The 23,573-nt window shown below is 67.7% G+C and carries 22 protein-coding genes; 15 read left to right on the top strand and 7 right to left on the bottom strand.

The annotated features are described in order from the left end of the window. The first annotated feature begins 9 nt into the window (after positions 1-9). A complete protein-coding gene (locus tag CXK94_RS14445; RefSeq protein ID WP_102895030.1) occupies positions 10-759 on the top strand; it encodes a sulfite exporter TauE/SafE family protein in 750 nt (249 codons plus the stop codon). Positions 760-903: 144 nt separating this feature from the next. Here the strand turns inward: CXK94_RS14445 and CXK94_RS14440 are convergent, their stop codons facing one another. Then, positions 904-2,121 carry an MFS transporter gene (locus CXK94_RS14440; RefSeq protein ID WP_102894877.1) on the bottom strand — a complete coding sequence of 406 codons (1,218 nt, stop codon included), beginning with the start codon at positions 2,119-2,121 and terminating at the stop codon, positions 904-906. 490 nt (positions 2,122-2,611) lie between these two features. Between CXK94_RS14440 and CXK94_RS14435 the strand changes: the two genes are divergently transcribed. The 8 genes from CXK94_RS14435 (at position 2,612) to CXK94_RS14400 (ending at position 8,784) form a co-directional block, all read left to right on the top strand. Then, complete coding sequence (locus tag CXK94_RS14435) at positions 2,612-3,592, top strand: isopenicillin N synthase family dioxygenase (protein ID WP_102894876.1); 981 nt, start codon at positions 2,612-2,614, stop codon at positions 3,590-3,592. After that, entirely contained in the window at positions 3,585-4,334 is a 750-nt protein-coding gene (locus CXK94_RS14430; protein WP_102894875.1) for an alpha/beta fold hydrolase, read from the top strand. Before CXK94_RS14435 ends, CXK94_RS14430 begins: the two co-directional genes overlap by 8 nt. 50 nt (positions 4,335-4,384) lie before the next feature. Further along, complete coding sequence (locus CXK94_RS14425; protein ID WP_102894874.1) at positions 4,385-5,362, top strand: ABC transporter substrate-binding protein; 978 nt, start codon at positions 4,385-4,387, stop codon at positions 5,360-5,362. Between the two features lie 4 nt (positions 5,363-5,366). Next, entirely contained in the window at positions 5,367-6,170 is an 804-nt protein-coding gene (locus CXK94_RS14420; RefSeq protein ID WP_013983528.1) for an ABC transporter ATP-binding protein, read from the top strand. After that, entirely contained in the window at positions 6,157-6,951 is a 795-nt protein-coding gene (locus CXK94_RS14415) for an ABC transporter permease (protein ID WP_102894873.1), read from the top strand. The genes CXK94_RS14420 and CXK94_RS14415 overlap by 14 nt, the downstream gene beginning before the upstream one ends. Positions 6,952-6,987: 36 nt before the next feature. Beyond that, positions 6,988-7,458 carry a nucleoside deaminase gene (locus CXK94_RS14410; RefSeq protein WP_102894872.1) on the top strand — a complete coding sequence of 157 codons (471 nt, stop codon included), beginning with the start codon at positions 6,988-6,990 and terminating at the stop codon, positions 7,456-7,458. Positions 7,459-7,580: 122 nt separating this feature from the next. Beyond that, complete coding sequence (locus CXK94_RS14405; RefSeq protein WP_102894871.1) at positions 7,581-8,318, top strand: SDR family oxidoreductase; 738 nt, start codon at positions 7,581-7,583, stop codon at positions 8,316-8,318. A gap of 10 nt (positions 8,319-8,328) precedes the next feature. Next, positions 8,329-8,784, top strand: coding sequence for a carboxymuconolactone decarboxylase family protein (locus tag CXK94_RS14400; RefSeq protein ID WP_102894870.1), 456 nt, complete (start codon positions 8,329-8,331; stop codon positions 8,782-8,784). Between the two features lies 1 nt (position 8,785). Here the strand turns inward: CXK94_RS14400 and CXK94_RS14395 are convergent, their stop codons facing one another. Next, positions 8,786-9,700 carry an AraC family transcriptional regulator gene (locus CXK94_RS14395; protein WP_102894869.1) on the bottom strand — a complete coding sequence of 305 codons (915 nt, stop codon included), beginning with the start codon at positions 9,698-9,700 and terminating at the stop codon, positions 8,786-8,788. Positions 9,701-9,985: 285 nt separating this feature from the next. Between CXK94_RS14395 and CXK94_RS14390 the strand changes: the two genes are divergently transcribed. The 3 genes from CXK94_RS14390 to CXK94_RS14380 all read left to right on the top strand — a co-directional run bounded on the left by CXK94_RS14390 (position 9,986) and on the right by CXK94_RS14380 (position 13,653). Then, positions 9,986-11,542 carry an ABC transporter ATP-binding protein gene (locus tag CXK94_RS14390; RefSeq protein WP_102894868.1) on the top strand — a complete coding sequence of 519 codons (1,557 nt, stop codon included), beginning with the start codon at positions 9,986-9,988 and terminating at the stop codon, positions 11,540-11,542. A 12-nt stretch (positions 11,543-11,554) separates the two neighbouring features. Further along, a complete protein-coding gene (locus CXK94_RS14385) occupies positions 11,555-12,661 on the top strand; it encodes an ABC transporter permease (protein ID WP_014597323.1) in 1,107 nt (368 codons plus the stop codon). Positions 12,662-12,726: 65 nt separating this feature from the next. Beyond that, entirely contained in the window at positions 12,727-13,653 is a 927-nt protein-coding gene (locus CXK94_RS14380; protein ID WP_102894867.1) for an ABC transporter permease, read from the top strand. Positions 13,654-14,704: 1,051 nt separating this feature from the next. Here the strand turns inward: CXK94_RS14380 and CXK94_RS14375 are convergent. Next, a complete protein-coding gene (locus CXK94_RS14375; protein WP_256046311.1) occupies positions 14,705-15,088 on the bottom strand; it encodes an SIMPL domain-containing protein in 384 nt (127 codons plus the stop codon). Between the two features lie 294 nt (positions 15,089-15,382). Continuing rightward, positions 15,383-15,712 carry a hypothetical protein gene (locus CXK94_RS14370; RefSeq protein ID WP_102894866.1) on the bottom strand — a complete coding sequence of 110 codons (330 nt, stop codon included), beginning with the start codon at positions 15,710-15,712 and terminating at the stop codon, positions 15,383-15,385. A gap of 196 nt (positions 15,713-15,908) precedes the next feature. Between CXK94_RS14370 and CXK94_RS14360 the strand changes: the two genes are divergently transcribed. Then, positions 15,909-17,138: a dicarboxylate/amino acid:cation symporter gene (locus tag CXK94_RS14360; protein WP_102894865.1), complete on the top strand. Its 1,230-nt coding sequence runs from the start codon at positions 15,909-15,911 to the stop codon at positions 17,136-17,138. A gap of 233 nt (positions 17,139-17,371) precedes the next feature. Here CXK94_RS14360 and CXK94_RS14355 read toward each other — a convergent pair whose 3' ends face one another. After that, a complete protein-coding gene (locus tag CXK94_RS14355; protein ID WP_037043709.1) occupies positions 17,372-17,581 on the bottom strand; it encodes a DUF3079 domain-containing protein in 210 nt (69 codons plus the stop codon). Positions 17,582-17,763: 182 nt separating this feature from the next. Between CXK94_RS14355 and CXK94_RS14350 the strand changes: the two genes are divergently transcribed. Next, positions 17,764-19,707, top strand: coding sequence for a DNA topoisomerase III (locus tag CXK94_RS14350; RefSeq protein WP_102894864.1), 1,944 nt, complete (start codon positions 17,764-17,766; stop codon positions 19,705-19,707). Positions 19,708-19,900: 193 nt separating this feature from the next. Here CXK94_RS14350 and CXK94_RS14345 read toward each other — a convergent pair whose 3' ends face one another. Continuing rightward, entirely contained in the window at positions 19,901-20,377 is a 477-nt protein-coding gene (locus CXK94_RS14345; protein WP_102894863.1) for a GreA/GreB family elongation factor, read from the bottom strand. Positions 20,378-20,429: 52 nt separating this feature from the next. Beyond that, the gene (locus CXK94_RS14340; protein WP_102894862.1) at positions 20,430-21,347 is read right to left on the bottom strand and encodes an alpha/beta fold hydrolase; all 918 of its coding nucleotides are present in this window, start codon (positions 21,345-21,347) and stop codon (positions 20,430-20,432) included. 236 nt (positions 21,348-21,583) lie between these two features. On the opposite strand from CXK94_RS14340, the gene CXK94_RS14335 reads away from it, so the two are divergent. Then, the gene (locus tag CXK94_RS14335) at positions 21,584-23,446 is read left to right on the top strand and encodes an SLC13 family permease (RefSeq protein WP_102894861.1); all 1,863 of its coding nucleotides are present in this window, start codon (positions 21,584-21,586) and stop codon (positions 23,444-23,446) included. The last annotated feature ends 127 nt before the right edge of the window (positions 23,447-23,573 follow it).

Raw genomic sequence — 23,573 nt, 5'->3', positions numbered from 1 at the left:
AATGCCGGCATGAACGATCTCTCGCCTCTTCTCTTCGCGCTGTTCATCGGTACCTTTCTCGCCGCCGGGCTGGTCAAGGGCGTCACCGGCATGGGCCTGCCTCCCGTGGCCATGGGGTTGCTGGGTGCGCTGATGGCGCCAGCCAGCGCCGCCGCCATGCTGGTCATCCCTTCGCTGGTGACCAACGTATGGCAGCTCGTCGCCGGACCGGCGCTGCTGCCCTTGCTGCGGCGCCTGTGGCCGATGATGGCGGGGGTCGTCCTGGGCACTGTCGCCGGGGCCGCGCTGCTGGCGCGGGTAGACCCGCTGCTGTCGGGCCTGGCGCTGGGCATCGCGTTGATGGTCTACGCCGGTTACGCGCTGGTGTCGCCGGCGCTGCAGGTCCCGACACGCATCGAGCCGTGGCTGTCGCCGCTGGTCGGCCTGGCCACGGGCCTGGTGACCGGCGCCACCGGGGTGTTCGCGATACCGGCCGTGCCTTACCTGCAGGCCCTGCGGCTGGACAAGGAAGAGCTGATCCAGGCCCTGGGCCTGTCGTTCACGGTCTCCACGCTGTCGCTCGCCGCCGGCCTGGCGCTGCACGATGCCTTCCACATCGGCCAGCTCGGCCTGTCCATGCTGGCCGTCGTGCCCGCCCTCGCCGGCATGTGGCTGGGGCAGCGAATCAGGACGCGGATCAGCCCACGGCTGTTTCGCACCTGCTTCCTGTCGTTCCTGCTGCTGTTGGGGCTCGAACTGGCGACACGACCGCTGCGCTAGGCAGGCGCGGCATCACGCTGCACCCGCCCCCCCACGGGGTCTGTTGACGTTTCATTCACGGCCGCGCCGGCGCCTGCGGAACGCCGCCCGACCATGGCGCCATCTGACGCTGCAACGCGGCTCGCGATGAAACGTCAACAGACCCTAGACCGGCTGGTAGCGACTTTTCGCCATGAGCAGCGCCACGGCAGCGATGAGCAGCGGCCCGAAGGACACCCAGAGCACCGTATCCCAACCGTACGCGCTCAGCAGGCTGCCGGAGAGGAAGGAACCTGCGGCCATCAGGCCGAACACGATGAAGTCGTTGAGCGATTGGACACGGGTCTTTTCCTCCGGCCGATGGCATTCCAGGACCAGTGCGGAGGCGCCGAGAAAACCGAAGTTCCAGCCCAGCCCGAGCAGGATCAGCGCCCACCAGAAATGCATGAGGTCCACGCCACCCAGCCCCACGGCGGCGGACAGGCCGGTCAGCAACAGGCCGGCGACGGCAACCCGGCCGGCGCCAAAGCGCGTGATCAGGCCGCCCGTGAAGAAACTGGGCGCATACATCGCGATCACGTGCCACTGCAGCCCCAGGTTGGACGATTCCTGCGTGTGGCCGTGCATATGCATCGCCAGCGGCGCGGCCGTCATCAGGAAGTTCATCAGCATGTAGGTGACCGCACCGCAGGTTGCGGCTGCGATGAAGCGCGGCTGCGCCAGGATGGCCGGCAGCGATCGGCCGCCGGCGATTTCCGCCGCGGTCGGCATGGGCAGGCGAACCCCCAGCAGGACGACTGCCGACAGGGCCGCGACCAAGGCTTGCACCAGGAACGTGGCAGCGAACGGATACGGCTGCCACAGATGCATGCTCCAGGTCACCAGCTGGGGGCCGATGATCCCGGCGGCCACGCCCCCCGCCATGACCAGCGACAACGCGCGGGCCCGTCGCTCGGGCGCCACGCCATCGGCCGCGGCGAAACGGAACGACAGCACCACGGCGGCATAGCTTCCGCCGAAGAAGGTCGCCAGGCAGAACAGCCAGAACCAGCCCATGATGACCGCGAGCATGGCCAGCAAGCCGGTGAGCACACCCGCCGAGGTCCCGCTGAGGAACGCGGCCCGGCGTCCGTAGCGCCGGGCGATCGCCCCGGCAGGCAGGATGCACGCGGCCATGCCGACCACGAAGATGGAGATTGGCAAGGTCGCCAGCGCCGGCACCGGGGCCAGCGCGTTGCCGATGATGGCCCCGGTGGCATAGATGACCACCGCGTTGGCACCGGCCAGTGCCTGTGCGATGGAAAGCCTCCAGACGTTCGCGCGCTGGTCGCGCTCGGAAAGCTCATCCGGATCATCCAGTAACTGTGTGGCTTCGCTTTGCATCGATATTTTTCTCGTTGAACGGGCAGGCAAGAAAGTTCGTTTCGTCCGTGCGCTGGAAGCGGCGGGAGCTCATCCAGGGAACGGGTAAGCGGAGGGCACCCCCGCGGGGCAACGCAGGCACCGGTTTACCATGCCGGTAAGCCAATCACCAACAACGACCGGCCGCGATAACGCGAGTATCCGAACCACGCTGGCGCCTTAGCCTGCCACGCCAGCGTTGCATCGTTACGCCAGGAGCTCGCCACCGGCGCGCCAGAACGGTGCAAAACCAAACCACCTCCAGCGAATTCGAACCTCCCTGTCCAGCAACGGCGCCCCCTTGCCGGCGCACCATTCGGGCTCACCTCATGCCCAGTGAAAAGGCAGCGCCAACTGCTGCCGAAAAGGCATCGGCATGCTCGATATTCTCTGCTTTTGCGCACAGCCGGAGCGCCGGATACTGCGCCCGCCGGCCGCCATTTCGCAGCCGGTTCGAGCAGGAACCACGCAAATGACCGATGCCCTTTCCGCCCGCCATGTCGAAGCCGCCGCGCTGCCGCTGATCGATATCGCCGGGCTGTTTTCTCCCGATCTCGACGAGCGCGTCGCCGTGGCCGAACGCATCGGCGCGGCCTGTCGCGAGGTCGGCTTCTTCTGCATCGCCAACCATGGCGTCGACCCGGCGCTGCAGCAGGCGGTATTCGCCCAGGCGCGGGCCTTCTTCGACCAACCGGACACGACCAAGCGCACCCTGGACAAGGCCAACTCCAGGGCCAACCGCGGCTACGAGCCGTTGCGCGGGCAGGTGCTGGAAGCCGGCGCGCCAGCCGATCTCAAGGAAGGCTTCTACATCGGCGAGGAGCTGGCCGAGGACGACCCGCGGGTACTGGCCGGGCGTTTCAACCACGGTGCCAACCAGTGGCCGAGCGAGCTCGCGGCGTTTCGCCCGACCATGGAGCGCTATCGCGACGCGATGAATGCGCTGGCGAATCGGCTGATGGGAGCCATCGCGCTGTCGCTGCAACTGCCGGAGGATCATTTCGCCGGCTTCTGCCGCGACTCCATGAGCACCCTGCGCCTGCTGCATTACCCGCCGCAGCCGGCCAATTCCGCGCCCGGCGAAAAGGGCTGTGGCGCGCATACCGATTTCGGCGGGCTGACGCTGCTGCTGCAGGACGAGAACCCCGGCCTGCAGGTCTGGGATCGCCACAGCAAGAGCTGGATTCACGCAGTGCCCGTGCCCGGCACCTATGTGGTCAATCTGGGCGACATGATCGCCCGCTGGACCAACGACCAGTACCGTTCGACGCTGCACCGGGTGGTCAACATGTCCGGACGCGAGCGCTACAGCGTGCCGTTCTTCTTCAGCGGCAACCCGGACCATGTGGTCGAGTGCCTGCCGACCTGCCTCGCGCCCGGCGAGGCGCCGCGCTACCCCGCGGTGACGGTGGAAGAACACCACCGCGAGATGTACCGGAGGACCTATGGCTGACATCGTCCTCATCCACGGGGCCTGGGCCGGTAGCTGGGTCTGGGATTCGCTGCAGGATGGCCTGCGCGATGCCGGGCACCGACCGCACGCGGTCGACCTGCCAGGCAACGGCAGCGACGCCACGCCGCTCGCCGAGGTCTCGCTGCAGCGCTATGTCGAGCACGTCGGCGCACTGATCGAGACGCTGCCCGGCCCGATTCAGCTGGTCGCGCATTCCGGCGGCGGCATCACCGCCACTGCCGTGGCCGAACGTTATGCCGAACGCATCGCCGGGGTCGCCTATGTCGCCGGGATGATGCTGCCCAGCGGCATGGGCTTCGGCGAACTCTGTGCCGAGCTCGCCCGCGACTTTCCCGAGGTCAGCGGCATCGGACCCTATCTCCAAGCCGCGCCCGGCGGCAGCCGCGTACCGGGCGATGCCGCCTGCGCCCTGTTCTTTCAGGATGCACCGGCACAGGCCGCGATCACTGCCGCGCGCCGCCTGACGGTGCAGCCCGACGGCGGCCGCGATATCGCCGCACAGTGGACGGCCGCGCGTTTCGGTCGCCTGCCGCGGCTGTATATCGAAGCCACGAAGGACCGCTCGGTGCTGCCGCGGGTGCAGCAGCGCATGCAGCAGCTGGTGCCGGGTGCCGAGCGGGTAAGGCTCGATTGTGGCCATGCGCCGCAACTGGCCGCCCCCGACGCGCTGCTCGCCGCCCTGCTGGATTTCTTCGCGCGCCATCCACATCCCGTGCACTGACCCGTTTATTGCATCGCGCTCATCACGCCGAACCTTCAAGGAGCTTCACCATGTTCAACAAAACCCTGCTCGCCAGTGCCCTGCTGGCCCTGTTCAGCCAATCCGCCCTGGCCGCCGACAAGGTGCGCTGGCTCAACGACTGGCTGCCGGCCGGCGACAAGGCGGCGATCTACCTCGGTGTCGAACAGGGCCTGTTCGCCGCCGAAGGCATCGAAGTGGAGATCGCCAGTGCCCGCGGTGGCAGCGACGTGGTGACCAAGCTGGCCACCAACAGCGCCGACTTCGGCTCGGCCGGCCTGGCCTCGCTGCTGCAGGCCAAGGCCCAGGGCGAGGTGCCAGTGGTGGCGGTGGCGCCGATCTACAACAAGCAGCCGGACGCCTTCTTCACCACCGAAGGCTCGGGCATCGATAGCTTCAAGGACATCGTCGGCAAGACGGTCGCCACCCCGACCTTCTCCGCCTCCAACGTGGTCTGGCCGCTGCTGCTGGAGCGCAACGGCATCGACCCGGCCAGCGTCAAGCTGCTCAAGCTCGACCCCGGCGCGCTGGCACCGATGCTCGCCACCGGCAAGGTGGACGCCACCATCAACTGGCTGACCGTCGCGCCCGGCTTCGTCCGTGCCCTCGGCGAGGCGGACAAGACGCTGAAGACCATTCCCTGGTCGGAATACGGCTTCGAGGGCTACGGCCTGTCGCTGGTAGCGTCGCAGCGCTTCGTGCAGAGCCATCCCGAGGTCGCCAAGAAGTTCGTCAAGGCCTACCGGCAGGCGCAGAAGAACGCCATCGCCGACCCGGCTGCAGCGGCGGCGGCGCTGAAAAAGAGGGTTGCCGAAGTCGACCAGCAGCAGGCCGAAGAGCAGTTCGTCGCCTCGGTGCCGCTGATGCAGAACGAGATCAGCGATGCCGAGGGCCCGGGCTTCGACGCCAAGCGGCTGGCCACCACCTGGGAATGGGTCGCCAAGGCGCAGGGCATGCAGATTGATGCCCTCGACCCGGCCAGCGCCATCGACACCAGCCTGAGCGAGTGAAGCCATGAACGCTGCCGTCCTGCCCGCCACGCCGCGCCCCAACATCAGCTTCGACCGGGTCAGCCAGGTCTTCACCTCCTCCGATGGCAGTGAGGTGGTGGCGCTGGACAACGCCAGTTTCGACATCGGCCGCCACGAGTTCATCGCCGTGCTCGGCCCCTCGGGCTGCGGCAAGTCCACGCTGTTGCGCATCCTCGCCGGGCTGGTGCGACCGACCCACGGCCAGGTCAGCATCTACGGCAGCCCGGTGGACGGCCCGCGCGACGAGATCGGCATCGTCTTCCAGAAGCCGACGCTGCTGCCCTGGCTGAACATCCGCGACAACCTGACCTTTCCCATGCGCCACAAGTACGGCCGCGTCACCGCCCAGGAGATCACCCGCGGCGAGGAGCTGCTGGAACTGGTGGGGCTCAAGGAATTCGGCAACAAGCGCCCGGACGAACTCTCCGGCGGCATGCAGCAGCGCGCGGCGATTGCCCGGGCGTTGCTGCACGACCCGGAAATCCTGCTGATGGACGAGCCGTTCTCGGCACTCGACGCCCTGACCCGCGACGAGCTGAGCCTGGAGCTGCTCAACATCTGGACGCAGCGCCCGAAGACGGTGCTGTTCATCACCCACTCGATTCCCGAAGCGCTGCTGCTGGCCGACCGCATCCTGGTGATGTCGGCACGCCCCGGCCGCGTTCAGGAAATCATCGACGTCGACCTGCCGCGTCCGCGGTCCATGCAGACCCTCACGGAGCCCCGTTTCAATGAGCTCGCCAACCATATCCGCCGCAAGGTCTTCTCGCGCCATGCCGACCATTAAGCCCAGGACACATCGCCTGAAGACGCAGGCCGATCGCCTCGCGCCCTGGCTCGCCTTCATCGTCCTGCTGCTGGTCTGGGAGGCGGCCTGCCGCCTGCTCAAGCTGCCAAGCTTCGTGCTGCCCTCGCCCAGCGCCATTCTCGCGGCGACGCAGAAGGTCGGCCTCGGTGCCTGGGCCGAGCACATCTTCGCCACCCTGCGGGTGACGCTGATGGGCTACGGCCTGTCGATCCTGATCGGCATCCCGCTGGCCATCGCCCTGGCGTCCTCGCGACTGATGTCGCGCACGCTCTATCCGCTGTTGGTAATCGTGCAGTCCACACCCATCGTCGCGGTAGCGCCGATCATCGTGGTGGTGATGGGCGCTGGCGACCTGCCGCGGGTGTTCATCACCTTCCTGATCGCCTTCTTCCCCATCGTGGTGTCCTGCGTCACCGGCCTCCTGGCGACGCCGGAGGAGCTGGTGGAACTGTCGCGCTCGCTGGGCGCGTCGAAGGCCCGCGAGTACCGCAACATCCGCCTGCCCTATGCGATTCCACACCTGTTCTCGGCGCTGCGCATCTCCATCACCCTGGCGGTGATCGGCGCGGTGGTCGCCGAGTTCGTCGCGGCGGAAAAAGGCCTGGGCTACTTCATCAACTTCTCCACCTCGATGTTCCAGGTGCCGCAGGCCTTCGCCGCGTTGATGATGCTGGTGGTGATCAGCCTGCTGCTGTTCCACCTGATCGGGCTGCTGCAGAAGATCTGCTTTCCCTGGAGCCTGCCCAAGGGCGGGCATTGAAGCCCACCACCTCTTCATCTCAGTCTGGATAACGCCATGCCTCTCGACGATCTCGCCCTGCTGCGCAAAAGCTTCGACGTCGCCCGCCGCGCGCTGGAAAACGGCACCCATCCGTTCGGCGCCATCCTGGTCGGGCCGGACGGGGAGGTGCTGCTGGAACAGGGCAACGCCTACATGCCCGACCACGACATGACCGGCCATGCCGAGCGGGTGCTGATGACCCGAGCCTCGACCCGCTACACGCCGGAATTCCTCTCGCGCTGCACCATGTACACCTCTGCCGAACCCTGCGCCATGTGCGCCGGCGCCGCCTACTGGGCCGGTCTTGGGCGCGTGGTCTACGGCCTTTCCGAGCGCAGCCTGAAGGACCTCACCGGCAACCATCCGGAAAACCCGACGCTGGATTTGCCGTGCCGCATCGTCTTCGACGCCGGCCAGCGCAAGGTCGAGGTGCTCGGCCCGCTGCTGGAGGACGAGGCGGCCGCCCTGCACGAAGGCATCTGGTAGGCAGCGCCAGAATCAGGCAAGCGCCCGGCAGGATCGCCATAACGCCGGCATCGTCCGCCATCGCAGTATTCGAACCACGGCGTCACCGACGTCGCCCGAACCCACCTGCGAAGGACAAACCCATGTCGAACATCACCGGCAAAATCGTACTCATCACCGGCGCCAGCAGCGGCATCGGTGATGCCACGGCCCGCCTGCTGGCGGCCCAGGGCGCAACCGTCGTGCTGGGCGCGCGGCGTCTCGAACGGCTGGAAAAGCTGGTCGCCGAGATCGGCGAACGCGGTGGCGTCGCCGCCTGCCGCGCGCTGGACGTGACCAGCCGCGAGGACACCCAGGCCTTCGTCGACTTCGCCGAACAGCGCTTCGGCCGCGTCGACGTGATCATCAACAACGCCGGGGTGATGCCGCTTTCGCCGCTGGATGCGCTGAAGGTCGACGAGTGGAACCGCATGATCGACGTGAACATCCGTGGCGTGCTGCACGGCATCGCCGCCGGCCTGCCGCTGATGCAGCGCCAGCGCGCCGGCCAGTTCGTCAACATCGCCTCCATCGGCGCCTACGCGGTGAGCCCGACCGCGGCGGTGTACTGCGCCACCAAGTACGCGGTGCGCGCCATCTCCGAGGGCCTGCGTCAGGAGGTCGGCGGCGATATTCGCGTGACCCTGGTTTCGCCCGGCGTCACCGAATCGGAACTGGCCGAGAGCATTTCCGATGACACCGCCCGCTCGGCCATGGACGACTTCCGCCGCATCGCCATTCCGGCCGACGCCATCGCCCGCGCCATCGCCTATGCCATCGACCAGCCGGCCGATGTCGACGTCAGCGAGCTGGTGGTGCGTCCCACCGCCAGCCCCTACTGAGGACGCCGCCATGAGCCTTCATACCAGCAACACCCTGGCCGCTGCGTACCTGGCCGTGTTCGGCTCGCTTACCCTCGCCTCGCTGGAAGCCGCCGGCAACGAGCGCCACGAGCGTGGCATGGCGGTCATCGAGCACCTGTCCGGCGGTGCCGGGCAACCGGTGCTCGAGGCACTGCGCGAGGACTATCCGTTTCTCGCCGAGGGGATCACCGGCTATGCGCTGGGCGATGTCTGGGGACGCAGCGAGCTGGATGACCGCACCCGCCAGCTGGCCGCGGTCGCCGCCTTCGCCGCCCAGGGCAATCTGCCCTACATGAAGATCCACGCCGGCTACGCGCTGCGCCTGGGCGTCAGCCGTGCGGAGCTGAAGGAGGTGGTCTACCTGACCACCGTGACGGCCGGCTTTCCCCGCGCCATCGATGCCGCCCAGGCATTGCGCGAGGTGCCGGACCCGGCGCCACGCTGAGTTAAGCCGTGCTGCGCAGCCGCGCAAGATCCTTCACCGGCGAGGCGCCGAACAGCCGGCTGTACTCGCGGCTGAACTGCGAGGGGCTTTCGTAGCCGACCCGGTAGCCGGCGCTGGACACATCGAGCCCCTCGGCGATCAGCAGCCGCCGCGCCTCCTGCAGGCGCAGCTGCTTCTGGTACTGCAGCGGGCTCATGGCGGTAAGCGCCTTGAAACGGTGATGCAGCGTCGAGCTGCTGAGGTTGACCCGCTGCGCCAGTTCCTCGATGCGCAGCGGCTCGACGTAATTGCGGTTCAGCCATTCGATCGCGCGGGTGACGCGATGGCCCTGGCTGTCGCGCACCGCGATCTCGTGCAGGTGCCGCCCCTGGCGACCGCAGAGCAGGCGGTAGAAGATCTCGCGCATGGCCAGCGGTGCCAGCACAGGGATGTCCTGCGGGCTGGCCAAGAGCCGCACCAGGCGCAGCGTGGCGTCGAGCAACGGCGCATCGATGCGGTCCAGATAGACCCCGCGTGCAGCCCCTTCCACGGGCTGGCTCAACGGCGCGCTTTCGGCCACCAGGGTGGCGACCATCGCCGGGTCGATATCCAGGCGGATACAGAGGTACGGCTCGCCGGACGAGGCCTCCAGCACGCGACCGGCCACCGGCACGGTGACCGAGACCACCAGATAGTGCAGCGCATCGTAGGTGTAGAGTTCGTCGCCCAGGCGCACTTCCTTGCTGCCCTGCACGATGATGCACAGCGCCGGCTTGTGCAGCCCGTGCACCAGATCGCTCGGCGCGCTGCAGCGGATCAGGAAGAGATCGTCGATGGCGGTGGGATGCATGCCGTCCTCGCGGACGAGGCCATCGATCAGGCGCGCCAGCGCGGCGCGCTGGGCGATCGTCTCGGCGGCGACAGCTGGCTGGTTCATGGCTCGATCCGTCAGGTTGCAGGGAGGGCCGACAGCTTAGCAGCCCGTGCGCCGTCTCGCAGAGCCGGCGCGACCATTCGCTACCAACGGCCCCAGGCGCCCAGAACGGGTGCACGCGCTCCCGCCATCCGGCGCCGCGAGCACCAAAGCGACGCACCGGCTACCCTCATCCGGTAAACCGCTTGCCGGGCTGACCCGCGGCGCCCTGCGCCACGATCAATTTCCTGACTACCTGGCCAGCTTTTTGCTACAGCCCTGGCCATGAAGAACCCAGCGGATGCCTCCATGCCCGAATCCCAGACCGCGCGCCTCCAGCTCTGCGGCATCACCAAACAGTACCCAGGCTGCCTGGCCAATGACCGTATCGACCTGTCGATCCAGCCGGGCGAGATCCACGCCCTGCTCGGCGAGAACGGCGCCGGCAAGAGCACCCTGATGAAGATCATCTACGGCGTCACCCAGCCGGACGCCGGCGCGATCCACTGGCAGGGCGAACGGGTGACCATGCGCGACCCGGCCCAGGCCCGCGAACGCGGCATCGGCATGGTGTTCCAGCACTTCTCGCTGTTCGAGACGCTCTCGGTGGCGGAGAACATCGCCCTGGCGCTGGGCGCCAAGGCCGGTACGCCGAAGCAGCTGGAGCCGAAGATCCGCGAGGTCTCGCAGCGCTACGGCATGCCGCTGGAGCCGCAACGGCTGGTGCACAGCCTGTCCATCGGCGAGCGCCAGCGGGTAGAGATCGTCCGCTGCCTGATGCAGGACATCCGCCTGCTGATTCTCGACGAACCGACCTCGGTGCTCACCCCGCAGGAGGCCGACGAGCTCTTCGTCACCCTGCGCCGGCTGGCGGCCGAGGGCTGCAGCATCCTGTTCATCAGCCACAAGCTCAATGAAGTGCGCGCGCTGTGCCAGAGCGCCACGGTGCTGCGCGCCGGTCGCGTGTCCGGTGAATGCATCCCCGCCGAATGCTCGGACCTGGAACTGGCGCGGCTGATGGTCGGCGATGCCGAGGGGCTGGAAGCCGAATACCCGAAGAGCGAGGGCCGCGCGCCGTTCCTGCGCGTGGAGCGGCTGTCCTGGCACAACGCCGATCCGTTCGGCGTGTCCCTCGAAGAGGTGGACCTGGAGGTACGCGCCGGCGAGATCGTCGGCATCGCCGGGGTCGCCGGCAACGGCCAGGACGAACTGCTCGCCCTGCTCAGTGGCGAACAGCGCCTGCCGGCCGCACAGGCCATGCGCATTCGTTTTCTCGGTGACGATGTCGCCCACCTGCGCCCCGACGCCCGCCGTCGCCACGGCATGGCCTTCGTGCCGGCCGAACGCCTCGGTCACGGCGCGGTGCCGAGCATGAGCCTGGCCGACAACGGCCTGCTCACTGCCTTCCAGCAGACCGGCATGGTCGAGCGCGGCCTGATCCGCCGCGGCAAGGTGCGCGCCTTCGCCGAGCAGGTCATTCAGCGTTTCGCCGTGAAGACACCGGACGCACAGACCCCGGCGGCAAGTCTGTCCGGTGGCAACCTGCAGAAATTCATCCTCGGGCGCGAGATCCTGCAGCAGCCGAAACTCCTGATCGCCGCGCACCCGACCTGGGGCGTGGATGTCGGCGCGGCGGCGGCGATTCATCGCGCGCTGATCGAACTGCGCGATGCCGGCGCGGCGATTCTGGTGGTCTCCGAAGACCTGGAGGAGCTGTTCCAGATCAGCGACCGCATCGCCGCCCTGAGCGACGGCCGGCTGTCGCCACAGCGCGCCACCGCCAGCACCTGTCCGGTCGAAGTCGGCCGCTGGATGGCCGGCCAGTTCGACACCAGCGACGCCCCCGTTTCCACCTCTGCCGCCTGACGAGAACCCATCATGCTGTTATCCCTGCAACCCCGTGGCGAGGCTTCACGGGCCATGCTCTGGTGCTCCCCGCTGCTGGCCGCGCTGCTGACGCTGCTGAGCGGCGCGCTGCTGTTCGCCCTGCTCGGCCATCCACCACTGGAAACCCTCAAGGTGCTGCTGGTCGACCCGCTCGGCGATCTCTACGGCGTCTCCGAACTGCTGGTCAAGGCGCTGCCGATCCTGCTCTGCGCGCTGGGTCTGGCGGTGGTCTACAACGCACGCATCTGGAATATCGGCGCCGAAGGCCAGCTGCTCATCGGTGCCCTGGCCGGCAGCGCGCTGGCGGTCAACATCATCGACTGGGACTCGCGCTGGGCGCTGGTGCTGACGCTGCTGCTCGGCACGCTGGGCGGCGCTGCCTGGGCCGGACTCTGCGCCTGGCTGAAGACGGCCTTCAACGCCAACGAGATCCTCACCAGCATCATGCTCAACTACATCGCGCTGAACCTGCTGCTGTTTGCCGTGCACGGCCCGCTGAAAGACCCGGAAGGCTTCAACTTCCCCGAGTCGGCGATGTTCGGCGACGCCACCCGGCTGCCCGAGCTGATCGAAGGGCTGCGGGTGCATGCCGGCTTCTACTTCGCCCTGCTGGCGCTGGTGGTGGTCTGGGTGCTGCTGCAGAAGAGCTTTCTCGGCTTCCAGATCAAAGTGCTCGGCCTGGACAGGCGCGCCGCCGGCTTTGTCGGTTTCCGCGACAAGAAGCTGGTGTGGATCGCCCTGCTGATCAGCGGCGGCCTGGCCGGTCTGGCCGGTGTCGCCGAAGTCACCGGGCCGATCGGCCAGCTGGTGCCGCAGGTATCGCCGGGCTACGGCTACGCGGCGATCACCGTGGCCTTCCTCGGCCGTCTCAACCCCATCGGCATCGTCTTCGCCAGCCTGCTGATGGCGCTGCTCTACCTCGGCGGCGAGAACGCGCAGATGGCGGCCAACCTGCCGCAGTCCATCACCCAGCTGTTCCAGGGCATGGTGCTGTTCTTCCTGCTCGCCTGCGACGTGCTGATCCTCTACCGCCCGCGCCTGAAGCTGTGGGCACGCAAGCCCCAGCTCGTCAGCGCCAAAGAGGAGCCGGCCACATGATCGTCCGCGCTGCGCTACTTCCCTTTTCACCCGCTGCCTGCCGCTTGAAGTTCGAGGCCTGACCGATGGACATGGATCTGCTGACCAATATCTTCTACGCCATGATCCGCACCGGTACGCCGCTGCTGCTGGTCGCCCTCGGCGAGCTGGTGTGCGAGAAAACCGGCGTACTCAACCTCGGCCAGGAGGGCATGATGCTGTTCGGCGCGGTGATCGGCTTCATCGTCGCCTTCGCCAGCGGCAACCTCTGGCTCGGCGTGCTGTTCGCCTGCCTGGCCGGCGTGCTGCTCTCGCTGCTGTTCGCCATGGTGGCGCTGGGCTTCAACGCCAATCAGGTCGCCACCGGCCTGGCGCTGACCATCTTCGGCGTCGGCCTGTCGTCCTTCGTCGGTGCCAGCTGGGTCGGCAAGCCGCTGGCCGGTTTCGAGCCGATCGCCATTCCGCTGCTCAGCGAGATCCCCGTGATCGGCCGCATGCTGTTCGCTCAGGATCTGCTGGTGTACCTGTCCTTCGCACTGTTCGCCCTGGTGGCCTGGGTGCTGCTGAAAAGCCGCATCGGCCTGATCATCCAGGCCGTCGGCGAAAACCCCAGCGCCGCCAGCGCCATGGGCCTGCCGGTGCTGCGCGTGCGCACCCTGGCGGTGATGTTCGGTGGCGCCATGGCCGGGCTTGCCGGCGGCTACATGTCGCTGGCGTACACGCCGATGTGGGCGGAAAACATGACCGCCGGCCGTGGCTGGATCGCGCTGGCCCTGGTGGTGTTCGCCAGCTGGCGGGTGAGCCGCGTCCTGCTCGGCGCCTACCTGTTCGGCCTGGCCAGCATCCTCCACCTGGTGGCCCAGGGTCTCGGCCTGGCGATCCCCGGCAACCTGCTGGCGATGCTGCCGTATGTGGCGACCATTCTGGTGCTGGTGCTGCTGTCGCGGGATGCGATCCGCACGCGGTTGTACGCGCCGGTGTCGCTGGGGCAGCCCTGGCAGCCGGGGCATTGAGTTTTTTTCGGGCCGGTTGGCTACGCGGAACCAGGCCAGTTGGCGAGTTGCTTGAGAGCTTGGTTTCGCCCTGCTGGGCGAGTTCCTTTTGGTAGTCGCCCGGATGACCGGCCCCGCCAAAAGGAACCAAAAAAAGGTTCTTCGCATTTCATGGGGACAGGCTGCTTGACACCGGACTGGCAAGTTTGGGTGTGCTGAATGAAAGTTTTGCCTTCATTGGCGATTAACGAGTTGCTTGAGAGATTGGTTTCGCCCTGCTGGGCGACTCACTTTTTTCAGTCGCGAAAAAAGTAAGCAAAAACGCTTGCCCCTGCATCCGGCCCTGCGCTTCGCTCCGGGTCCGTTCTCTCCATCGCCGCTCCAGGGGCACGCCGCGAAGGGACGTCCCTGTCCCTTCGCGTCTCTCGCGGCGTCCATGCCGCTCAACCCCCTACGCAACGATTCCGCTCACCCTCCTGAAGGGGCGTTGAGCGTCGCCTGATGGTTCGTGCAAAAAAAAAGCTCAAGGCAAACATCAACGACCTTTCAGACGGCTCGGACTCCATTCCCCCGTCAGGAGGCCGAGTGGAGGTGTCGCGCAGGGGGACGCGAGGCATGGATGCCGAGCGAGGAGCGATGGGACAGGGACGTCCCATCGTGACGGCCCCCGGAGCGGCACCGGAAGGAGGGAAGTCTGGCCGCGTAGCGGACAGACCCGGATGTCGGGTGCCCTTCTTCTTTGGTTACTTTCTTGTTGGGCAAGCAACAAGAAAGTGACTCGGCCGGGGGGGCCGAAACCAGAAGCGTCAGCACACTCGGTAAGCGCCCTGATCACCAAGGCGCAAGCCCAAACCAAATGGCAGCAACACCCAAACTTGCCAGTCCGGTGTCAATCCTTGCTTCCCCAAGAAAGCGCGATGAACCAAAAGTCTTGCCCCTGCCATCCGGGTCTCGCTACGCGAGACTTCCCTCATCCCATCGCTGCTCCGAGGGTCGGCGCGCAAGGGGACGCGAGGCAGGACGCCGAGCGAGGAACGAAGGCCGGCAATGACACCCAGCGCTCAGCCCGTTCTCAATCCAGGGTGTACTCAAACGTACTCACCACCCGCAACCGCTTCCCGATGGTCCGCCCACTGTCCATATCGCTGCCATCGTCATCGATCACCCGAATCACCCCCTGGTTGGCATTCTTCAAGCGCCCCAGCGTGGCGCCGGCATCCTCGGCGAAGCGCGTCGCCTGCTCACGGGCGTTGCCGGTGGCGGCCTCGAGCAGCTGCGGCTTGAGCTCGTTGAACCCACGCAGCTGATAGCGCGGCCCGGCGAAGCCATTGACCTCGGTATCCAGCTGCACGCCGGCCTGGATCAGCGGATCGACTGCACTGGCCGCCTTGGCCACGGCATCGACGCGCTCGGACTTGACCAGCACCTGCCCCTGGCCGTTGAAGCGCAGCGCCACATCGCGCGACGCCCATGCGGAACCGTTCCACGCCCTGCCCCACCGACCAGCCGGCGAAGGCCACCGCCGCGGCGATGAGCAGCGCCGGCAAGAAACCGATTCGTGCTGTAGTCAATGCTGTTCTCCTTGAAAGAAATACGCCCCAGACGATACACCCAATCGGCTTCAGGCAGTCCTGCGGCCTGCATCGCCGCGGGGTCGCGCCTCCCACAGGGGAACGGCGTGCACTGGCTGTTCGTGTGGCCCCGCCCCCGGAGCGATGCTTTTCAAGCTTTCGGCTTTCGGCAACCCACCCTATGGCCTGCCTGTCCCCAGGCGCTGCAGCGCCTCCAGGCGAAAGGCGATGTTCTGCTCCAGCTCGCTCAGCTCGTGCATCAGGCGCTCGCGCTGCTGCGCATCGCTGCAGGCCTCGAGCTGCTCACGCAAGGCGGCGCGCCGGGCCAGCAGTTCCACCTCGCGCGGCGGCACGCCGGCACTCTTCAGCACGCTGAACGGCAACCGCAACCCCTGCGGGGTATGCAGCCAGCCCTCGTCGATCTGCAGCGGCTCGCCCTTGTCGCGCACGCCGCGCTGCCATTTGGCGATGTCGCGGGCGATGCGCCGCTCGATGTCCTGATCGCTCATGTTCGCTTGCCTCTCTTGTCCCAGCCCGACCATGAAAACCCGCCGGCCGGCGTTTGTCTGCTACCGGCCAGCGCCAGGAGACGGCTTCTGCCGGGCGGCTCGGCCTGTATGATGCTGCCGTGCTGCTGCGAACTTTCGCCGCACCTTTCTATTCTCTTGCTTGACGTCACCGCCATCGACCCGAGGAGCCCCCGCCTTGCCCAGCCTGAACCTGCAGATTCTCATCGCGGCCTGCCTGGGTGTGGCCATCGGCTGGCTGACCGGCACGCTGCCGGCCGATGCGCCCGTGCGCGAAGGCGTGCTCTACGCCAGCACCCTGCTTGGCAGCATCTTCATCGGCCTGCTGAAAATGGTGCTGATTCCGCTGATCTTCACCTCCATCGTCGTCGGTGTGGCCAACCTGCAGGCGCATCACCAGGTGCATCGGGTGTGGGGCGGCGCGCTGGTCTACTTCACCCTCACCACCAGTGCGGCGATGCTGGTGGCGCTGGTCGCGGCGAACCTGTTCAAGCCCGGCGCGGGGCTGTCGCTGGACCTGTTCGCCGAGGCAATGAACGACTTCGCGGCGCGCCAGCTGACGCTGCCCGAGTTCTTCCTGCACTTCTTCGCCAACCTGTTCCAGAATCCCTTCGCCGCGCTGGCCAATGGCAGCATCCTGGCCGTCGTGGTGTTCGCCATGTTCATCGGCATCGCCCTGGTGGCCGGCGGCGACCGCTACCGTAATATCCTCGTGGTGCTGCAGGAATTTCTCGAGCTGATGATGCGCATCATTGGCTGGATCATGCGCCTGGCGCCGCTGGGCATCCTCGCCCTGCTGATCAAGCTGGTGGCCGAGCAGGATGTGGCGCTGCTCAGTGCGGTGGGCGGCTTTATCGTGCTGGTGTTCGCTACCACGCTGTTCCACGGCATCGTGGTGCTGCCAGGCATTCTCTTTCTCACGACCGGCAGATCGCCGCTGTGGTTCTTCCGCGGCACCCGCGAGGCGCTGATCACGGCGTTCGCCACCAGCTCCAGCGCGGCGACGTTGCCGATCTCCCTGCGCTGCGCGGAGGACAACCTCAAGGTGCGCCCCGGCATCGCCGGCTTCGTGCTGCCGCTGGGCGCGACCATGAACATGGACGGCACCGCACTCTACGAAGCGGCAGCAGCGCTGTTCGTCGCCAATCTGATGGGTATCGAGCTGAGCCTGGCGCAACAGGCGGTGGTGTTCTTCACCGCGATGATCGCATCCACCGGCGCACCGGGCATTCCCAGCGCCGGCATGGTGACCATGGTGATGGTGTTGCAGGCGGTCGGCCTGCCGGCCGAGGCGGTGGCGATCCTGCTGCCGATCGACCGCTTGCTGGATACCGTGCGCACGGCGGTCAACGTCGAGGGCGACATCATTGGCAGTGTGGTGGTGCAGCGTTTCGCCGACCGCGACTAGGGAAAAACCTCACCTTGCAGGAGCCGGCTTCCGGCGATCCGGGGCCAGACGGCGCATCGCCGGCACCTCGCATCGGGCTCTGCCTGCGATGTTCCGCAACGCCTGCGTTCGCGAGCATGGCTCGCTCCTACAGGAGTGTGCACCTTGCCCTTGCAGGAACCAGCTTGCCGGCGATCAGCAGCCGAACGGAGCATCACCCTACGAAAAGCCGTGCAGCGCCGTGGGTGGCACCATCACGACGGCTCGCCCCGGGACTTGGCGATCAGCTCCGGCTCGATTTCCCCGGAGCCGTCCAGGTACCAGTCCTCGCCGAACATCTCCGCCGGGTGCATGGTGCGGTCGGCACCATTGCCGCAGGCCAGCGAGGTCGCCGGGCAGTAGCGATCGCAGCCCCAGCAGACGCGCTCGGGATGTGGGGGGTTGAGTGGAAACTTCTTGGCCATTGCCGTGCCCCGGGCCGGTTTTTCGATAGCGACAGCCTAGGCAATGCGCTCCGGCACGGACTTGATCACGCTCAAGTTTCGCCGGCCCGGCCAAATTATCTGTATGGATATACATATAATCGTTGCCTGGACGCAGATTTGTGCACATGCTTTGCGCCATCGCGAAACGAACGACGGCAAGCATGCGGCTCTTCCTCTGTGAGAAACCTTCCCAGGCCAAGGACATCGCCAGGGTGCTCGGCGCCAACCGGCGTGGCGACGGCTGCCTGCAGGGCGCCGGGGTAACGGTAACCTGGTGCATCGGCCACTTGCTGGAGACCGCCCCGCCGGACGCCTATGACCCGCGCTACAAGCGCTGGGTGCTGGCCGACCTGCCGATCGTGCCGGAGCGCTGGAAGATGCGGGTCAAGCCGAAGACCGCCAGCCAGTTCAAGGCGGTCAAGCGCCTGCTCGGCGAATGTCGCGAGCTGGTGATCGCCACCGACGCCGACCGCGAAGGCGAGATGATCGCCCGCGAGCTGGTCGAGCATTGCCGCTACCGCGGGCCGATCCACCGGCTGTGGCTGTCGGCGCTGGACGATGCGTCGATCCGCAAGGCGCTGGCGGCGCTCAAGCCCGGCGCCGAGACCTTCAACCTCTACCACGCCGCGCTCGGCCGCTCGCGCGCCGACTGGCTGATCGGCATGAACATGAGCCGGCTGTTCACCCTGCTCGGCCGCCAGTCCGGCTACCAGGGCGTGCTGCCGGTGGGCCGCGTGCAGACGCCCACCCTGCGCCTGGTGGTGGACCGCGACCGCAGCATCGCCGACTTCGTCCCGCTGCCCTACTGGGCCATCGACGTCACGCTGCTGGCCGACGGCGTCCCCTTCACCGCGCAGTGGCACGCGCCGGACGAGCATTGCGACGACCAGGGCCGCTGCCTCCAGCAGGCCCGTGCGCAAGAAGCGGCCGAGGCCATGCGCCAGGCGGCCAGCGCCCGGCTGGTGAAGCTGAAGACCGAGCGCCAGCGCGAGGCAGCGCCGCTACCCTTCGATCTCGGCACGCTGCAGGAAGTCTGCTCGAAGAAGCTCGGCCTCGGCGCCCAGGAAACCCTCGACATCGCCCAGGCGCTCTACGAGACGCACAAGCTGATCACCTACCCGCGCAGCGATTGCGGCTACCTGCCGGCAAGCCAGCACGGCGAGGCACCGGCGATCGTCGCGGCGCTGGCGCAGGCCGATCCGGCGCTGAACGCCCTGCTCGAACACCTGGATACCGGGCGCCGATCCCGCGCCTGGAACGACGCCCGGGTCGGCGCCCACCATGGCATCATCCCGACTGCCGCGACCCGGGCCTTCGAACGCCTGGCGGGCAAGCCGCGCGCGGTCTACACACTGATCCGCGCGCGCTACCTGGCGCAGTTCCTGCCCAACCACGAATACGACCGCACCCAGGCCGACTTCGACTGCGCCGGCCAGGCGTTGCGCGCGGTAGGCAAGCGCATCGTCGAACCGGGCTGGAAGCGCGCGCTGCCCGAGGCGCTCGCCGCACCCCGCAACGGCCGCGAAGCGCCCACACCACAGAGCCTGCCGACACTACGCGAGGGACAGGAATGCGCGGTCCGGGACCTGCTCCTCAAGGACCTCTGGACCCAGCCGCCCAAGCCCTTCACCGAAGGCGACCTGATCAAGGCGATGAAGAACGTCGCCAAGCTGGTGGACGACCCGCGTCTCAAGCAGAAGCTCAAGGACACCACCGGCATCGGCACCGAGGCGACCCGCGCCGGCATCATCCAGGGCCTGCTCGAGCGCGGCTACCTGGTCAAGCAGGGCAAGGCGCTGGCGGCCACTCCGGCCGCCTTCGGCCTGATCGACGCCGTACCACGGCCGATCGCCGACCCCGGCACCACGGCGATCTGGGAGCAGGCGCTGGACATGGTGCAGAACGGCGAGATGCCGCTGGAGGAATTCGTCGCCAAGCAGTCGGCCTGGATGAGCAAGCTGGTCGAACGCTGCGCCGGCCTGCGCCTGACCATCAGCGGCCCGCCCGTCCCGGCCGGGCGCGGCGGCAAGCCGTGGAAGAAGAAACGCAGTGGCACGCGCAAGACCAACGGCCGGCGCACGAGGAAACCGCGGGCGGCGGAGTGAGCGTTGCGTCGGATGCTGTTCCCAAGGGCCAAGGTGAACTCCAGTAGGTTGCGGTTGAGGCGCGGAGCGCCGAAGCCCAACATCACGCCGGAGCCAGGTGAACGCCGCCCCCTCGAAAACCCGGTGGCGTGACGCATGCGTGGCCTGGTGCCTCGCCGTTGGGCTTCGCTGCGCTCGGTGCCCTGCCCGGCGCTCACTCCACGTCGAGCACCGCAAAGCACTGCAGTTGGCCGTTCACCCGGATTTCCACCTCATCGCCCACCTCGCGCCCCAGCAGCGCCTGGCCGAGGGGCGAGCGGGGCGAGATGACGAGGATCTCGCGGCCCTCGTGCTGCAGCTTGAGTCCGGCCGCGTCGGGGCCGAGGAAGAACCAGCGCATTTTGCCGTCGTGTTCCAGGCAGAGCAGCGCGCCGACCCGGGCGCCCCCATCGGGACAAGCGCCGGACGGCAGGTTGCGGTAGGCGGCGAGCGCCGTCTCGATCTCGTGCAGGCGCCGCCGCTGGCCGTCGGCCAGGTAGGCGGCTTCCAGCCCGCGGGTGTCGTACTTGTTCTCGGCCTTGCTCTCGGCATGGGTCGCCGCCTCGTGCGAGGCGGCCAGGGCAGCTTGGGCGACCTGGCGGTCGGCTTCGAGGGTGGCGATGATCTGCTGGCGAATGGCGCTCTTGTTCATGGGCCAGGCTTATAGCCCGGCGCCACGACGAAGGGAATGGCCGCGTCTGCTTTCAGCACGCTCCCGCGCCCATCGGCATGCCCGGCTCGGCGATTTCGGCCGGCGCCCAGGGGCTGCGGCCTTCGCCGATCCAGTCCAGGGTCGAGCGCCAGAAGCCTTGGCGGTGGCGGTCGTGGAACAGGTCGAAATGACCGACATGCTCGAAGCCCAGCTCGGCCGGGCTGAGTTGCACCCGCTGGCGCAGGCTGTTGCGGTAGTAGCCCAGCCCGCGGCGCATGGCCGCCGGGGTGGCGAACGCGTCGTCGCTGGTGCTCACCGCCAGGATCGGCGCACGGATCGCGGCGAAGCGCCGGAGCAATTCGTCGCGCTCATGGGCAGGGTAGCTGTGCTCCAGCCGTTCGCGGCGCCCGGCCCATTCCAGCGCGACGCCGGCCGGCAGGTCTTCCAGCCAGCCGAGCCGGCTGCCGGGGAAGTAGCCGTACAAGCGTGTCACGGCGGGCATGAACAGGTGCCATTTGCCGAGCATGCGCAAGCGCTGTGCGGCGGCATAGTCGCGCCAGTAGGCGTACTGGCCGGCGACGTTGAGATAGCGGTCGACCTGCGGCGCCGCCTCGGCGAAGCCCGGCATGAAGCCGCCGACACTGTGCCCCACCGCCACCAGCAGGCCCTGCGGGTCGCGCTGGCGCATCCAGCGGACAACGGCATCGAAGTCGTAATCGCCCCAGTCGCGCCAGCGCATCTTCAGTTCGCGCAGCCGCGCCGGACGCGAGCCGCCGATGCCGCGGTAGTCGTAGGTCAGCACGGCATAGCCGTGTTCGGCGAGGAAGGCGGCGTAGCGGGCGTAGTAGCGCGACAGCACGCCGGTGGCGCTGCTGATGATGACGGCGCCGCGCTCCTGCGCGGCCGGGCGCCAGAGCTGGGCGGCCAGCGGATAACCATCGCGGCAGTGCAGGACGAGATGTTCGGGCATGGGTGGCAGGCCTTCGCGTTATTGTCCCGCCACCTTGCCCGGTGGGCGTGTTTTTTTCCAGAACACTCGTGCGGCGAGTTGCCGGTACAGCGCGAGTCGCACGTGCAGCGACGAAAACGGTCTGTTCATGAAACGCGGCCGCCGTCCCGCCGCGCCAGGCGTTGAGGCCGGCCGGCGGCTGCCTTAAGGTTCGGCCTGTACCCCGGTTGCGGGCCGGGCAGACCGGAGTGAAAGCCATGAGCGGCGAGCAGTTGATCGTATTCGGGGTGCTGGCGGCGACGCTCGTGCTGTTCGTCTGGAACCGCTGGCGCTATGACCTGGTCGCCCTCGGCGCGCTGCTGGTGGTCGCGCTCAGCGGGCTGGTGCCGGCCGATGCGGTATTCGCCGGGCTCGGCCACCCGGCGGTCATCTCGGTGGCGGCGGTACTGGTGCTCAGCCGCGGCCTGCTCAATGCCGGCGTGGTGGACTCGGTGGCACGGCGGCTGATGCGGGTGGGCGACCGGCCGTGGCTGCAGGTGGCCACGCTCACCGGGATCGTCGCCCTGAGTTCGGGCTTCATGAACAACGTCGGCGCCTTGGCGCTGTTCATGCCGGTGGCGATCTGGATGTCGCGCCAGAGCGGCTTGCCGCCCTCCTTCCTGCTGATGCCGCTGGCCTTCGGTTCGCTGCTCGGCGGCACCCTGACGCTGATCGGCACACCGCCGAACCTGATCATCGCCGGCTACCGCGCGCAGACCGGCGAGGCACCGTTCGGCATGTTCGCGTTCCTCCCGGCGGGCGCCGCGATAACCATCGCCGGCGTGTCGTTCATCGCGCTGATCGGCTGGCGCCTGGTGCCCGGACGGCAGCAGCGGGACAGTGCCGGCGAGCTGTTCGAGATCAGCGCCTACCTGACCGAAGTGCGCGTGCCGGGGGGGTGCAAGTATGCCGGCCGCACGCTGCACGCGCTGATCGGCGCGGTGAAGGACGAAGCCGATGTCCAGGTCATCGCCCTGGTGCGCGGCGAGCAGCGCCAACGCCTGCCGTCCACCTACGAGGTCCTGCGCGAAGACGACATCCTGCTGGTGGAGGCCGATTCCGACAGCCTCAAGGCGCTGCTCGACGTGACCGGCGTGGAGCTGGCGGCCAATGTCGACGAGCACGAGGAACAGAAGGCGCCAGCCGCGGACGAGACCGGGCGGGAGCGACCCGGAGAGGCCGCGCCGGACGACAAGGCCGAGAAGACGCCCAGGAGCCGGCACGGCGAGCTGAAGCTTGCCGAGGCCATCGTCAGCCCCGGTTCGCGACTGGTGGGCACCACTGCCACCGGCCTCGACCTGCGCGAGCGCCACGGCGTGAACGTCCTCGCGGTCGCCCGCCAAGGCCAGCGCCTGCGCCAGCGGCTCGGCAAGATCCGCTTCGCCGCCGGCGACATCCTCCTGCTACAGGGCGGCGAAGACACCTTGCAGGCGGCGCTGAACGAGCTTGGCTGCCTGCCGCTGGCCTCCCGCGGGCTGAGCATCACCACCCCGCGCAAGGTGTTGCTGGCCAGTAGCATCTTCGCCATCACCCTGGCGCTGATCGCCTTCGGCCTGGTGCCGGCCGCGACGGCGCTGGTGGGCGGTGCGCTGGTGATGATCCTCGTCGGCCTGATTCCGCTGGGTGGCATCTACAAGAGCATCGACATGCCGGTGATCGTGCTGGTGGCCGCCATGCTGCCGGTGGGCCAGGCGCTGGAAAGCACCGGCGGTTCGCAACTGATCGCCGATGCCCTGCTGCAACTGGGCCAGGCCCTGCCCCCGGCGGCGACACTGGCGCTGCTGATGACCGCGGTGATGCTGATTTCCAACGTGATCAACAACGCCGCGGCGGCGGTACTCGCGGCACCAGTCGCGATCAGCCTGGCCCATGGCATGGACGCATCGGCGGACCCGTTCCTGATGGTCGTGGCCATCGGCGCCTCCTGCGCCTTCCTCACCCCCATCGGCCACCAGTCCAACACGCTGGTGATGGCGCCGGGCGGCTATCGCTTCGGCGACTACTGGCGCATGGGCCTGCCGCTGTCGATCCTGGTGGTGCTCTGCGCGATCCCGACCATCCTCTGGGTCTGGCCGCTCTAGCAGGCCGTTGAAAAAAGCCAGAGCCCGCGTGGCTCTGGCAAAATGGCGGCCATCCTCTTCTGCCGAAGCCAGCCCAAGCCGATGCGTGGACTCGACCTCAAACAAAACGAGCTGTTCAGTTATACGA

It is taken from the genome of Stutzerimonas stutzeri, assembly GCF_002890915.1.
In the GTDB taxonomy this organism is placed as follows: domain Bacteria; phylum Pseudomonadota; class Gammaproteobacteria; order Pseudomonadales; family Pseudomonadaceae; genus Stutzerimonas; species Stutzerimonas stutzeri_AF.
Note: the sequence above shows the minus strand (reverse complement) of the source record. Positions and strands in the feature narration are given on the sequence as shown.